Source organism: Klebsiella variicola (assembly GCF_000828055.2).
Taxonomy (GTDB): domain Bacteria; phylum Pseudomonadota; class Gammaproteobacteria; order Enterobacterales; family Enterobacteriaceae; genus Klebsiella; species Klebsiella variicola.
Genome location: NZ_CP010523.2, coordinates 4,496,870 through 4,511,065, shown reverse-complemented (window position 1 = coordinate 4,511,065; position 14,196 = coordinate 4,496,870). Strand labels below are relative to the sequence as shown.

General features: G+C 60.1%; 8 protein-coding genes. 7 read left to right on the top strand and 1 reads right to left on the bottom strand.

Translation table 11 applies throughout. The annotated features are described in order from the left end of the window. The first annotated feature begins 139 nt into the window (after positions 1–139). The gene (gene pulA / locus SP68_RS21150) at positions 140–3,448 is read left to right on the top strand and encodes a pullulanase-type alpha-1,6-glucosidase (protein WP_016160315.1); all 3,309 of its coding nucleotides are present in this window, start codon (positions 140–142) and stop codon (positions 3,446–3,448) included. Positions 3,449–3,704: 256 nt separating this feature from the next. Next, entirely contained in the window at positions 3,705–4,262 is a 558-nt protein-coding gene (gene gspB / locus SP68_RS21145) for a type II secretion system assembly factor GspB (protein WP_040972991.1), read from the top strand. 39 nt (positions 4,263–4,301) lie between these two features. On the opposite strand, the gene gspS is transcribed toward gspB, so the two are convergent. Further along, a complete protein-coding gene (gene gspS, locus SP68_RS21140) occupies positions 4,302–4,676 on the bottom strand; it encodes a type II secretion system pilot lipoprotein GspS (protein ID WP_012968915.1) in 375 nt (124 codons plus the stop codon). Between the two features lie 587 nt (positions 4,677–5,263). Between gspS and mrcB the strand changes: the two genes are divergently transcribed. The 5 genes from mrcB to fhuB all read left to right on the top strand — a co-directional run bounded on the left by mrcB (position 5,264) and on the right by fhuB (position 13,979). Beyond that, positions 5,264–7,822 carry a bifunctional glycosyl transferase/transpeptidase gene (gene mrcB / locus SP68_RS21135; RefSeq protein WP_016160318.1) on the top strand — a complete coding sequence of 853 codons (2,559 nt, stop codon included), beginning with the start codon at positions 5,264–5,266 and terminating at the stop codon, positions 7,820–7,822. Between the two features lie 234 nt (positions 7,823–8,056). Beyond that, positions 8,057–10,264 (top strand): ferrichrome porin FhuA, encoded by a 2,208-nt coding sequence (fhuA, locus tag SP68_RS21130; protein ID WP_022065534.1) that lies wholly within the window; start codon positions 8,057–8,059, stop codon positions 10,262–10,264. A 45-nt stretch (positions 10,265–10,309) separates the two neighbouring features. Further along, positions 10,310–11,107 (top strand): Fe3+-hydroxamate ABC transporter ATP-binding protein FhuC, encoded by a 798-nt coding sequence (gene fhuC / locus SP68_RS21125; protein ID WP_022065535.1) that lies wholly within the window; start codon positions 10,310–10,312, stop codon positions 11,105–11,107. Further along, the gene (gene fhuD / locus SP68_RS21120; RefSeq protein ID WP_012968911.1) at positions 11,107–12,000 is read left to right on the top strand and encodes a Fe(3+)-hydroxamate ABC transporter substrate-binding protein FhuD; all 894 of its coding nucleotides are present in this window, start codon (positions 11,107–11,109) and stop codon (positions 11,998–12,000) included. Before fhuC ends, fhuD begins: the two co-directional genes overlap by 1 nt. Then, positions 11,997–13,979, top strand: a complete 1,983-nt coding sequence (gene fhuB / locus SP68_RS21115; protein WP_040972993.1) for a Fe(3+)-hydroxamate ABC transporter permease FhuB — start codon at positions 11,997–11,999, stop codon at positions 13,977–13,979. The genes fhuD and fhuB overlap by 4 nt, the downstream gene beginning before the upstream one ends. Positions 13,980–14,196 lie beyond the last annotated feature (217 nt).

Genomic DNA, 14,196 nt, shown 5'->3' with positions numbered 1-14,196 from the left:
CCCCCGGCTTCCTACGCCCCCCTCTCATTTGTGGGGGATGATTGCGCCCCGGAAAGCAAAAATATCTAATTAGCGCGCTGTAAAGATATTCATCCTTTCTTACCTTTTATAATTTAATAAGCATATTAGGGACTATCGAATGCTCAGATATACCTGTCATGCCCTATTTCTTGGATCGTTAGTATTATTGAGTGGCTGTGATAACAGCTCTTCCTCTTCACCCTCTGGCTCACCGGGTTCACCAGGCAATCCTGGCAACCCAGGCACACCCGGTACGCCCGACCCGCAGGATGTGGTCGTCCGCTTACCGGACGTTGCCGTCCCTGGCGAAGCGGCGCAGGCTTCCGCCAACCAGGCTGTCATTCACCTTGTCGATATCGCCGGCATCACCAGCAGCACGCCGGCCGACTATGCGACTAAAAACCTCTATCTATGGAATAACGAAACCTGTGATGCGCTGAGCGCGCCGGTGGCGGACTGGAATGATGTCAGCACTACGCCGACCGGCAGCGACAAATATGGCCCTTACTGGGTGATCCCGCTGACTAAAGAGAGCGGATGTATCAACGTTATCGTCCGCGATGGCACCAATAAGCTTATCGACAGCGACCTGCGCGTCTCTTTTGGCGATTTCACCGATCGCACGGTATCGGTCATCGCTGGCAACAGCGCGGTCTATGACTCCCGCGCCGACGCCTTCCGCGCCGCCTTTGGCGTGGCGCTGGCCGATGCGCACTGGGTCGATAAAACCACCCTGCTGTGGCCGGGCGGCGAAAATAAACCCATTGTGCGCCTCTATTACAGCCACAGCAGTAAGGTGGCCGCCGACAGTAACGGCGAATTTACCGATAAATATGTCAAGCTGACCCCCACTACTGTCAGCCAGCAGGTGAGCATGCGCTTCCCGCATCTCGCCAGCTATCCTGCCTTTAAGCTGCCGGATGATGTCAATGTCGATGAATTGCTGCAGGGCGAGACGGTGGCGATATCCGCCGAAAGCGACGGGATCCTTAGCTCCGCCACCCAGGTGCAGACCGCCGGCGTGCTGGACGATACCTATGCCGCTGCCGCCGAGGCGCTGAGCTATGGCGCCCAGCTAACTGATAGCGGCGTGACCTTCCGCGTCTGGGCGCCCACGGCGCAGCAGGTTGAGCTGGTGGTCTACAGCGCCGACAAGAAGGTGGTGGCCAGCCATCCGATGACCCGCGACAGCGCCTCCGGCGCCTGGTCCTGGCAGGGCGGGAGCGACCTGAAGGGCGCGTTCTACCGCTACGCGATGACCGTCTACCACCCGCAGTCGCGTAAAGTCGAGCAGTACGAAGTGACCGATCCCTACGCCCATAGTTTGTCGACCAACTCGGAGTACAGCCAGGTGGTCGATCTCAACGACAGCGCGCTGAAGCCGGAAGGCTGGGACGGGCTGACGATGCCGCACGCGCAGAAAACCAAAGCCGACCTGGCGAAAATGACGATCCACGAGTCGCATATTCGCGATCTCTCTGCCTGGGATCAAACCGTTCCCGCCGAACTGCGCGGTAAGTATCTGGCGCTCACCGCCCAGGAGAGCAATATGGTCCAGCATCTGAAACAGCTGTCGGCCTCGGGAGTGACCCATATTGAGCTGCTGCCGGTCTTCGATCTGGCGACGGTCAATGAGTTCAGCGACAAAGTCGCCGATATTCAGCAGCCGTTCAGTCGCCTGTGCGAGATCAACAGCGCGGTGAAGAGCAGCGAGTTCGCGGGCTATTGCGACAGCGGTTCGACGGTCGAAGAGGTGCTGACCCAGCTGAAGCAGAACGACAGCAAGGATAACCCGCAGGTGCAGGCGTTGAATACGCTGGTGGCGCAGACCGACTCCTATAACTGGGGCTACGATCCGTTCCACTACACGGTGCCGGAAGGATCCTACGCCACCGATCCGGAAGGCACGGCGCGCATTAAAGAGTTCCGCACCATGATTCAGGCGATCAAGCAGGATCTGGGAATGAACGTCATTATGGACGTGGTGTACAACCACACCAACGCCGCCGGCCCGACCGACCGCACCTCGGTGCTGGATAAGATCGTCCCCTGGTACTATCAGCGCCTGAATGAAACCACCGGCAGCGTAGAATCGGCCACCTGTTGCTCCGACTCGGCGCCAGAGCACCGGATGTTCGCCAAGCTTATCGCCGATTCACTGGCGGTATGGACCACCGATTATAAGATCGATGGCTTCCGCTTCGACCTGATGGGCTATCATCCGAAAGCGCAGATCCTCTCGGCCTGGGAGCGCATTAAAGCGCTGAACCCGGACATTTATTTCTTTGGTGAAGGCTGGGATTCCAACCAGAGCGATCGCTTTGAAATTGCCTCGCAAATCAATCTGAAAGGCACCGGGATCGGCACGTTCTCCGATCGTCTGCGCGACGCCGTGCGCGGTGGCGGGCCGTTCGATTCCGGCGATGCATTGCGCCAGAATCAGGGGGTGGGCAGCGGCGCCGGCGTTCAGCCAAATGAGCTGACCAGCATGACCGACGATCAGGCGCGCCACCTCGCCGATCTGACCCGTCTGGGCATGGCCGGTAACCTCGCGGACTTCGTGCTGATCGACAAAGACGGCGCGGTGAAGAAAGGCAGCGAGATTGACTATAACGGCGCGCCTGGCGGCTATGCGGCTGACCCGACGGAAGTCGTGAATTATGTGTCAAAACACGACAACCAAACGCTGTGGGACATGATCAGCTATAAAGCTGCTCAGGAGGCGGATCTCGATACCCGCGTCCGGATGCAGGCGGTGTCGCTGGCGACGGTGATGCTCGGCCAGGGGATCGCCTTTGACCAGCAGGGCTCGGAGCTGCTGCGCTCTAAATCTTTTACCCGCGATTCGTATGATTCCGGTGACTGGTTTAACCGCGTGGATTACTCCCTGCAGGACAACAACTACAACGTCGGTATGCCGCGCAGCAGCGATGATGGCAGCAACTATGACATCATCGCCCGGGTAAAAGACGCGGTGGCGACCCCGGGTGAAACGGAGCTCAAGCAGATGACCGCGTTTTATCAGGAGCTGACCGCGCTGCGTAAATCCTCTCCGCTGTTTACCCTCGGTGACGGCGCGACGGTGATGAAGCGCGTGGACTTCCGCAACACCGGCGCCGATCAGCAGACGGGTCTGCTGGTGATGACCATCGATGATGGGATGCAGGCTGGCGCCAGTCTGGACAGCCGTGTCGACGGCATCGTGGTGGCGATCAACGCCGCACCGGAAAGCCGGACGCTGCAGGACTTCGCCGGCACATCGCTGCAGCTGAGCGCCATCCAGCAGGCGGCAGGCGACCGTTCGCTGGCGAGCGGCGTGCAGGTTGCCGCTGACGGCTCGGTCACGCTGCCGGCCTGGTCGGTAGCGGTCCTCGAGCTGCCACAGGGGGAATCGCAGGGCGCTGGCCTGCCGGTGAGCAGTAAATAACATAACGTGGGGCGCCCGTAAGGGCGCCTCTGGCTGATGACAAACCTGTTTCGTTATTGTGCTCGCCTTTCTGCCGGGTGGCGGCTTTCGCCTTACCCGGCCTACGAAAGACTGCAATATCAAACAGTTATGCAGTTATCTGTCGGCCCGCACTAGCGTAGCGCCGCCGGGCAATCTCTGAAGAATGCACTTTGTCAGCAGTCTGGGGCGCCCGTAAGGGCGCCTTCTCTGCACCGTGAGGGAACAGGAGACGGTTGTGATTGTTCGTGATGATAGTGAAAGAGGCATCTCGCCGCTGACGGCGCCTCAGCCGTCCACCGCGCAGGCAGACGCGCCGGTAAGCCGCGGTCGGATGGTGCAGATCCCCGGCTGGATTATCCCGCTGTACGCCGGATTATTTATCGCGCTCGGCTGGTTTGGCGGCGAGCAGTGGCGCCATCCGTCACCGCCGCAAACGCTGCCTCTGCCGGTGGCTCATGCGGCGCTTTTGCCGTTAACCGCCGCCGGGGAGACCGCGCCAAAAAACCCGCCGTCGGCGGTAAAACCCAGCGCGCCAGCGGCGCCGGTAGTGGACAGCGATACGCTGCCGCCCCTGCGCTACAGCGCCCATGTCTACGCCTCGCTACCGGAAAAGCGCAGCATTGTGTTAAACGGCAAAGCGTGGTCGGAGGGTGATTCCCCGCTGCCCAATCTGGTGGTGGAGCAGATCCAGCAGGATGTGACGATCTTTAGCTTCAACGGCACAACATTTACCCTGGCGGCGCTGGATGACTGGCCAGGCGGGAAAATTGACGAGGAGCCGAAAGGGGAATAAGGGCTACGCGCAATAAAATGCGCGTTGAGAATATTTTGTTTAGTCGCTGCGCAAGCTGGCAATAAAGGGAGCGAGCTGGCGATTAAATTGACTACACTGTGTGGCTTCCGGAGTGCTGTCCTGCAAAAGTTGTTGATAAAGCCGGTCGCTATTTTGGCTTAACGTCGCCACGTCAATATTTCCCCACCCGCGCGCTTTGCCGACATTCACCGCTGCCCGATATATCGTTTCATCGGCGGGGAGATCGCTACGATTACATTTATTCTTGAGATAGCGCGTCCCGGCTGCTACCGACGAGAGCTGCTCCAGCTGCGCCTGGCTGCTGATGGCCGGGCTGAGCGTTGAGGCGGGTTTCTGTTGGCAGCCAGAGAGCACGGCGACCACGCAAAGCGAAAATATAAGCGGAATGCGCATAGTAAAGTAATCAAAATAATGAATCACTGGCTGCTAGTTTAACAAAGATTTTCCTGGTGTCATCATAAAATATTATTCTGCATAAATGTTAACAGGCTCTCATTTTTATTGGCAGAAACTCGATTAATTCCCTTTACTTCTCTCAATAATAAATGTTGTCGTCCGGGAAATATATTTTCGGTGTGAGGCGATGCCGCCGCATTTGGCATCAGGGCGAGCGTCATTTTTTATGTTATTAAAAAACATACTCTTTCCCATCTTGTTACGTGCGCAGGAGGTAAAATGCTGGTTAAGAATGTCGCATTTTAGTGCTATCCTGTATGCCCTGAACATTACGTGCTATGTTCTGACCATTTCTGCTGATGATGCGTTTAACATAATGATTTTATGGTGAATTCTTATTGTTAATATCATGTAAAACGAAGCAAACCAACCTCATGAAAGGCTGGCGGCATGTCCTGCCTGCCAGCAGGTTGTCGTCCGAAGGATAAGCAGCCTGGACGTTAATTTGAGAGATTTCTTCTTCCTCTGTGCAGGGGAAGTATTGAGAATCAGGCCCTTGCGCCTGAACGTTGCGGAGAAAAAGCATGGCGGGAGATGACCGCGAGCCTATCGGACGTAAGGGGAGACCCTCACGTCCGACAAAACAAAAAGTTACCCGTCGCCGGGTCCGGGAAGAGGACTACGACGATGAGTATGATGACGATGATTATGAGGATGAGAAACCGGTGCCGAGAAAAGGAAAAGGCAACGGTGGCAAACCTCGTCGTAAGCGCCGCTGGCTGTGGCTGCTGGTCAAGCTGGGGATTGTCTTCGCGGTGCTGATTGCCGCCTATGGCGTCTACCTCGATCAGAAAATCCGCAGCCGCATTGACGGTAAAGTCTGGGAGCTGCCGGCCGCGGTTTATGGCCGGATGGTGAACCTTGAGCCGGACATGCAGATCAGCAAAAACGAGATGGTGCGTCTGCTGAACGCCACCCAGTATCGTCAGGTCAGCGCGATGACGCGCCCGGGCGAATACACCGTGCAGGCCAACAGCATCGAGATGATCCGTCGTCCGTTCGATTTCCCGGACAGTAAAGAAGGGCAGGTGCGCGCGCGTCTGACCTTCGATGGCGACCATCTGGAGACCATCGAGAATATGGATAATAACCGCCAGTTCGGTTTCTTCCGTCTCGATCCGCGTCTTATTACCATGCTGCAGTCGCCGAACGGTGAGCAGCGCCTGTTCGTGAAGCGCAGTGGCTTCCCGGATCTGCTGGTGGATACGCTGCTGGCGACCGAAGACCGCCACTTCTACGAGCACGATGGTATCAGCCTGTATTCCATCGGCCGCGCGGTGCTGGCGAACCTGACGGCAGGTCGTACGGTGCAGGGGGCGAGTACCCTGACCCAGCAGCTGGTGAAAAACCTGTTCCTCTCCAGCGAGCGCTCCTACTGGCGTAAAGCCAACGAAGCGTATATGGCGCTGATCGTCGATGCCCGTTACAGCAAGGATCGCATCCTTGAGCTGTATATGAACGAGGTGTACCTCGGCCAGAGCGGCGATAATGAAATTCGCGGCTTCCCGCTGGCCAGCCTGTACTACTTTGGCCGTCCGGTGGAAGAGCTGAGCCTCGATCAGCAGGCGCTGCTGGTGGGGATGGTGAAAGGGGCGTCGGTGTATAACCCGTGGCGCAACCCGAAACTGGCCCTTGAGCGACGCAATCTGGTGCTGCGTCTGCTGCAGCAGCAGCAGGTTATCGACCAGGAGCTGTACGATATGCTGAGCGCGCGTCCGCTGGGCGTGCAGCCGCGCGGCGGGGTGATTTCACCGCAGCCGGCCTTTATGCAGATGGTTCGTCAGGAGCTGCAGGCGAAGCTGGGCGATAAAGTGAAAGATCTCTCCGGCGTGAAGATCTTCACCACCTTCGACTCGGTGGCGCAGGATGCGGCGGAAAAAGCGGCTACTGAAGGGATCCCGGTACTGAAGAAACAGCGCAAGCTGGCAGATCTGGAAACCGCCATGGTGGTGGTGGACCGCTTTACCGGTGAAGTGCGGGCGATGGTCGGCGGCGCGGAGCCGCAGTTCGCCGGCTACAACCGCGCGATGCAGGCCCGCCGGTCGATTGGTTCTCTGGCCAAGCCGGCGACCTATCTGACCGCGCTGAGCCAGCCGAACCAGTATCGCCTGAACACCTGGATCGCCGATGCGCCGGTGACCATTCGCCTGTCCAACGGCCAGACGTGGTCCCCGCAGAACGACGATCGTCGCTTCAGCGGCCAGGTGATGCTGGTGGATGCCTTGACCCGCTCGATGAACGTCCCGACGGTTAACCTCGGGATGGCGCTGGGCTTGCCGGCGGTCGTCGATACCTGGACTAAACTGGGGGCGCCGAAGAATCAGCTCAACGCGGTGCCGGCGATGCTGCTGGGTGCGCTGAACCTGACGCCGATTGAAGTGGCGCAGGCCTTCCAGACGATTGCCAGCGGCGGCAACCGTGCGCCGCTGTCCGCCCTGCGGTCAGTGATTGCGGAAGATGGCACGGTGCTTTACCAGAGCTACCCGCAGGCGGAACGCGCCGTGCCTGCCCAGGCGGCCTACATGACGCTGTGGACCATGCAGCAGGTGGTGCAGCGCGGCACGGGGCGTCAGCTGGGCGCGAAGTATCCGGGCCTGCATCTGGCGGGGAAAACCGGGACCACCAACAATAACGTCGATACCTGGTTCGCCGGCATCGACGGTAGCCAGGTGACCATCACCTGGGTGGGCCGCGACAACAACCAGCCGACCAAACTGTACGGCGCCAGCGGCGCGATGTCGATTTACCAGCGCTATCTGGCGAACCAGACGCCGACGCCGCTGGCGTTGACGGCGCCGGAAGACGTGGTCGACATGGGCGTGGACAGCAACGGCAACCTCGTCTGCAGCGGTGGCGTCCGTTCGCTGCCGGTCTGGACGACGCAGCCGGATGCGCTGTGCCGCCAGGGCGAGATGATGCAGCAGCAGCAGTTGCAGCAGCAGGAAGCGAACAACCCGTTTAATCAGTCCGGGCAACAGCAGCCGCAGCAGCAACAGCAGCAGCAACAGCAGCAACAGCCGAAGCAGCAGGAGAAGAGCGACGGCGTCGCGGGCTGGATCAAGGATATGTTCGGCAGTAACTGATTTTGGCCGCACAACCCGACCCCTTAATACGAAAGTATTAAGGGGTTTTTTTATACCTGTAAAAAAGTTAACGCCTCTTTAACTCCATAATAACTATCTGGTTATTAATTCGGCCTTCGGTCTCGCCAGGCTGGCATATCGCTTGCCTTGCCTTCGGCGTTTCGCCTATTATATCGCCCGTCATAATAATAATTATCGTTTACGTTATCATTCACTTTCATCAGAGATATACCCATGGCGCGTCCAAAAACTGCTCAGCCAAATCACTCGCTGCGTAAAATCGCAGTCGTAGTAGCCACGGCGGTTAGTGGCATGTCTGTCTATGCACAGGCTGCGGAACAACCGAAACAAGAAGAGACTATCACCGTCGTTGCGGCACCGGCCGCCCAGGAAAGTGCCTGGGGACCGGCGCCGACCATCGCGGCAAAACGCTCTGCCACGGCGACGAAAACCGATACCCCGATCGAAAAAACGCCGCAGTCTGTCTCGGTGGTCACGCGCCAGGAGATGGAGATGCGCCAGCCGACCACGGTAAAAGAGGCGCTCTCCTATACGCCGAGCGTCTTCTCCACCCGCGGTAGCTCGACCACCTATGATGTGGTCACCATCCGCGGTTTCACTACCTCGACGACCGTCAATACCAACCAGTATTTGGACGGCATGAAGCTGCAGGGAAATAACTACTCTGAAGTCTCCATGGACCCGTATTTCCTCGAGCGCGTGGAAGTGATGCGCGGGCCAACCTCGGTGCTGTACGGCAACAGCAACCCTGGCGGTATCGTCAGCATGGTCAGCAAACGCCCGACCACTGAGCCGCTGAAAGAAGTGCAGTTCAAGATGGGCACCGACAACCTGTGGCAGACCGGGTTTGACTTCAGCGACGCCATTGATGATGCCGGCGTCTGGTCCTATCGCCTGACCGGCCTGGGCCGCAGCCAGGATACCCAGCAGCAGATGGCGAAGTCTACACGCTATGCGGTGGCGCCGTCCTTTAGCTGGCGCCCGGACGATAAAACCGACTTCACCTTCCTGAGCAACTTCCAGAATGACCCGGATGCGGGCTACTACGGCTGGCTGCCGCGCGAAGGCACCGTGGTGCCGTATTACGATGCCAACGGGAAGGCGCACAAGCTGCCGACTGATTTCAACGAAGGCGAGGCGGATAATAAGATCTCGCGCCGCCAGAAGATGGTGGGTTATAGCTTCTCCCATCAGTTTGATGACACCTTTACCGTGCGGCAGAACCTGCGCTATGCCGAGGTTGATACCTTGTATCGCTCGGTGTACGGGAATGGCTATGTCGCCCCGGGCTACATGAATCGCGCCTATGTGCGTTCTGATGAGCACCTGAACACCTTTACCGTCGATACCCAGCTGCAGTCTGCTTTCGCCACCGGCGCGGTCAGCCATACGCTGCTGACCGGCGTGGATTACTCGCGGATGCGCAACGATGTGGATGCCGACTACGGGACGGCGGATCCTATCAGCATGAGCAACCCGCAATACGGCAATCCGAATATTCAGGTCACTTTCCCGTACGCGGTCCTCAACCGAATGGAGCAGACGGGCCTGTACGCGCAGGATCAGATGGAGTGGGATAAGTGGGTCATGACCCTGGGCGGCCGTTACGATTACGCCACCACCTCAACGTTAACTCGCTCCAGCAACAGCCTGGCGGAGAATCACGACCAGCAGTTCACCTGGCGCGGCGGTATCAATTACCTGTTTGATAACGGCATCTCTCCGTACTTCAGCTACAGCGAATCCTTCGAGCCGGTATCGGGCTCCGGGCTTAACGGCCAGCCGTTCGATCCGTCGCGTGGCAAGCAGTATGAAGCTGGCGTGAAATATGTGCCGAAAGACATGCCGGTGGTGGTCACCGCCGCGGTCTATCAGCTGACCAAAGATAAGAACCTGACGGCGGATCCGGCTAACCAGGCGTTCAGCATCCAGACCGGCGAGATCCGCTCCCGCGGCCTTGAGCTGGAGGCGAAAGCGGCGGTGAACGCCAATATCAACGTCACCGCGGCTTACAGCTATACCGATGCGGAATACACTCACGATACGGTGTTCAACGGCAAGCGTCCGGCGGAAGTGCCGCGCAATATGGCCTCCCTGTGGGCGGATTACACCTTCCACGAAACCGCGCTCAGCGGTTTGACGGTCGGCGCCGGGGCGCGCTATATCGGTTCTACGGTCAGCTATTACAAAACTGACACCAGCACCGGTAACAAAAATGATGCCTTCAATGTGGCCGGTTATGCGCTGATGGATGCGACGGTCAAATACGATCTGGCGCGCTTTGGCCTGCCGGGCTCTTCGGTCGGCGTCAACGTCAACAACCTGTTTGACCGCGAATATGTCTCCAGCTGCTATAGCGAATACGCCTGCTACTGGGGTGCGGGACGTCAGGTTGTCGCGACCGCAACCTTCCGCTTCTAACTACTCACGGGCGCGGTTCGCCGCGCCCAACATCAGGTTGTTGCTATGCAGGAACAGACTCCGCACTCTGAGACCACCTTTGCGTTAAATGGCGTGACCTTTCGCGTACCGGGTCGCACGCTGCTTCACCCCCTTTCGTTAACCTTCCCGGCAGGAAAAGTGACTGGCCTAATAGGCCATAACGGTTCCGGCAAATCCACATTACTGAAAATGCTCGGCCGCCATCAGCCGCCTTCCGCGGGCGAGGTGCTGCTGGACGGCCAGCCGCTGGAGAGCTGGAGTAGCAAGGCGTTTGCCCGCAAAGTGGCCTATCTGCCGCAGCAGCTGCCGGCGGCGGAAGGGATGACAGTTCGCGAGCTGGTGGCGATAGGTCGCTACCCGTGGCATGGCGCGCTGGGGCGCTTCGGCGTGGCGGATCGCGAAAAGGTGGAAGAGGCGATCGCGCTGGTGGGGCTGAAGCCTTTGGCGCAGCGGCTGGTGGACAGTCTCTCCGGCGGCGAGCGTCAGCGGGCGTGGATCGCCATGCTGGTGGCGCAGGATAGCCGCTGTCTGCTGCTTGATGAACCGACCTCGGCGCTGGATATCGCCCATCAGGTCGATGTCCTGGCGCTGGTGCATCGTCTCAGCCAGCAGCGTGGCCTGACGGTGATCGCGGTCCTGCATGATATCAATATGGCTGCCCGCTACTGCGATTATCTGGTCGCGCTGCGCGGTGGGGAAATGATCGCCCAGGGAACGCCAGCAGAACTGATGCGCAGCGACACGCTGGAACAAATCTACGGCATCCCGATGGGGATCCTGCCGCACCCGGCGGGCGCGGCGCCGGTAAGTTTTGTCTATTGATGATGAACCCAACTCTGATAACCCGACGCCGCCTGCTGACCGCGATGGCGCTCTCGCCGCTGCTGTGGCAGATGCGCGGCGCGCAGGCGGCGAACATTGACCCGCAGCGCGTCGTCGCGCTGGAGTGGCTGCCGGCCGAACTGCTGCTGGCGCTTGGCGTCACGCCCTACGGCGTGGCCGACATTCCCAACTATCGCCTGTGGGTGAACGAACCCGCGCTGCCCGCGTCGGTAATCGATGTCGGCCTGCGCACCGAACCCAATCTTGAGCTGCTGACGCAGATGAAACCGTCGTTTATCGTCTGGTCGGCAGGCTATGGCCCGTCGCCAGAAAAGCTGGCGCGTATCGCGCCTGGCCGTGGTTTCACCTTCAGCGACGGCAAACGGCCGCTGGCGATGGCCCAGCGTTCGCTACTGGAAATGGCCGACCTGCTGGGTAAACAACAGCAGGCGAAGCGCCATCTGGCGGAGTTCGACGCGCTGATGGAGAACCTGCGTCCGCGATTTGCCCGGCGTGGCGATCGCCCACTGCTGATGATTTCGCTGCTTGATGCCCGCCACGTGCTGGTATTCGGTGAGAACTGCCTGTTCCAGGAGGTGCTTGACCGCTTTGGCATTCAAAACGCCTGGCGCGGCGAAGCGGCATTCTGGGGCAGCGTCACCGTCGGTATTGATCGGCTGGCGGCATTTAACGAGGCCGATGTGATCTGTTTCGATCATGGCAACGATCGGGAGATGGCCCAGCTGTTGGCGACCCCGCTGTGGCAGGCGATGCCGTTCGTGCGCGCGGGGCGTTTCCAGCGGGTTCCGGCGGTGTGGTTCTATGGCGCGACGCTGTCGGCGATGCATTTCGCCCGCGTGCTGGCCGATGCGCAGGGGAGGGCGGCGGTATGAACGCGCGTCTCTCGCCGTTAGCCATTTTCCTGCTGACCGGGCTGCTGGTTGCCGCTTTCGCGCTGAGCATCGTCAACCTCAATGTCGCTTTACCTTACGCGCAATGGCGTCAGGCGCTGTGGCAGCCGGATATCGATAATATCGCCCAGATGCTGTTCCATTACAGCCTGCTGCCGAGGCTGGCGATATCGCTGCTGGTCGGCGCCGGGCTGGGGCTGGTCGGCGTGCTGTTCCAGCAGGTGCTGCGTAACCCGCTGGCGGAGCCAACCACGCTCGGCGTCGCCACCGGCGCACAGCTGGGAATGACGGTGACGACGCTATGGGCCATCCCTGGCGTGCTGGCCTCGCAGTTTGCGGCGCTGGCTGGGGCTTGTCTGGTGGGGGCGCTGGTGTTTGGCGTCTCGTGGGGCAAACGTCTGTCGCCGGTGACGCTGATCCTGGCCGGCCTGGTAGTGAGTCTCTATTGCGGCGCGGTCAATCAGCTGATGGTGATTTTCCATCACGATCAGCTGCAAAGCATGTTCCTGTGGAGTACCGGCACCCTGACGCAGACCGACTGGAGCGTGGTGCAACGCCTGTGGCCGCAGCTGCTCGGCGGCGCGATGTTGACGCTGTTATTGCTACGCCCGTTAACCCTGATGGGACTCGATGATGGCGTGGCGCGTAACCTTGGGCTGGCGCTGTCTCTGGCGCGGCTTGGCGTGCTGACGCTGGCGATTGCCATCAGCGCGCTGCTGGTTAACGCGGTCGGCATTATCGGCTTTATCGGTCTGTTCGCGCCGCTGCTGGCGAAAATGCTCGGCGCCCGCCGCCTGCTGCCGCGATTGCTGCTGGCGGCGCTAATTGGCGCGTTGATCCTGTGGCTTTCCGATCAAATTATTCTCTGGCTCAGCCGGGTCTGGCGGGAAGTCTCGACCGGGTCAGTCACCGCGCTGATTGGCGCGCCTTTATTGCTGTGGCTGCTGCCGCGGCTGCGCAGCATCAGCGCCCCGGTGATGAATGGCGGCGATAAAGCGCTGATTGAGCGCCGCCACGTGCCGTGGTTCGCGCTGGGCGGCTTAGCGCTGCTGCTGTTGGCGATAACCGCCGCGCTGACCTTTGGTCGCGATGCCCATGGCTGGCAGTGGGCCAGCGGCGATCTGCTGGCGCAACTGATGCCCTGGCGCTGGCCACGTGTGCTCTCGGCGCTGTTCGCCGGGGTGATGCTGGCGGTCGCGGGCTGCATCATTCAACGCCTGACCGGCAACCCGATGGCCAGCCCGGAAGTACTGGGCATCAGCTCTGGCGCGGCGTTCGGTGTGGTATTGATGCTGTTCTTCGTGCCGGGCAACGCCTTTGTCTGGCTGCTGCCTGCCGGCAGCCTTGGCGCGGCGGCAACGCTGCTGGTTATTCTGATCGCCGCCGGGCGCGGCGGTTTCTCGCCGCACCGGATGCTGCTGGCGGGGATGGCGCTGAGTACCGCCTTCACCATGCTGTTGATGATGCTGCAGGCCAGCGGCGATCCGCGCATGGCGCAGATCCTGACGTGGATGTCCGGTTCGACCTATAGCGCGACGCCGGAGATGGCGCTGCGTAGTGGCGTGGTGATGCTGGCGCTGCTGGCGCTGGCGCCGCTCTGCCGCCGCTGGCTGACTATTTTGCCGCTGGGCGGCGAGGCGGCGCGGGCGGTGGGGATGGCGCTGACGCCATCGCGTATCGGGTTGCTGCTGCTGGCGGCGAGCCTGACGGCGACGGCGACGCTCACCATTGGGCCGTTAAGTTTCGTTGGCCTGATGGCGCCGCACATTGCGAGGATGCTGGGATTCCGCCGGACGATGCCGCATATGGTGATTTCCGGGCTGACGGGCGGGATGCTGCTGGTCTTTGCCGACTGGTGCGGGCGAATGATGATGTTCCCCTACCAGATCCCGGCGGGGCTGTTGTCGACCTTTATCGGCGCGCCGTACTTTATCTATTTGCTGAGAAAGCAGAGCCGCTAACGATCCCGATGGCCTCAATATCCCCGGTGGCGCTAGCGCTTACCGGGGCTACAGCGCTGTGCGATTTGGTAGCCCGGACAAGGCGCAGCGCGCCGCCTCAGGGAAAATCCCCGGTGGCGCTAGCGCTTACCGGGGCTACAGCGCTGTGCAATTTGGTAGCCCGGACAAGGCGCAGCGCGCCGCCTCCGGGAAAATCCCCGGTGGCGCTAGCGCTTAC

Coding starts and splice junctions, on each gene's coding strand:
- fhuB (WP_040972993.1), top strand. CDS start 11,997: ATGAACGCGCGTCTCTCGCCGTTAGCCATTTTCCTGCTGACCGGGCTG.
- fhuA (WP_022065534.1), top strand. CDS start 8,057: ATGGCGCGTCCAAAAACTGCTCAGCCAAATCACTCGCTGCGTAAAATC.
- pulA (WP_016160315.1), top strand. CDS start 140: ATGCTCAGATATACCTGTCATGCCCTATTTCTTGGATCGTTAGTATTA.
- mrcB (WP_016160318.1), top strand. CDS start 5,264: ATGGCGGGAGATGACCGCGAGCCTATCGGACGTAAGGGGAGACCCTCA.
- fhuC (WP_022065535.1), top strand. CDS start 10,310: ATGCAGGAACAGACTCCGCACTCTGAGACCACCTTTGCGTTAAATGGC.
- gspS (WP_012968915.1), bottom strand. CDS start 4,676: ATGCGCATTCCGCTTATATTTTCGCTTTGCGTGGTCGCCGTGCTCTCT.
- fhuD (WP_012968911.1), top strand. CDS start 11,107: ATGATGAACCCAACTCTGATAACCCGACGCCGCCTGCTGACCGCGATG.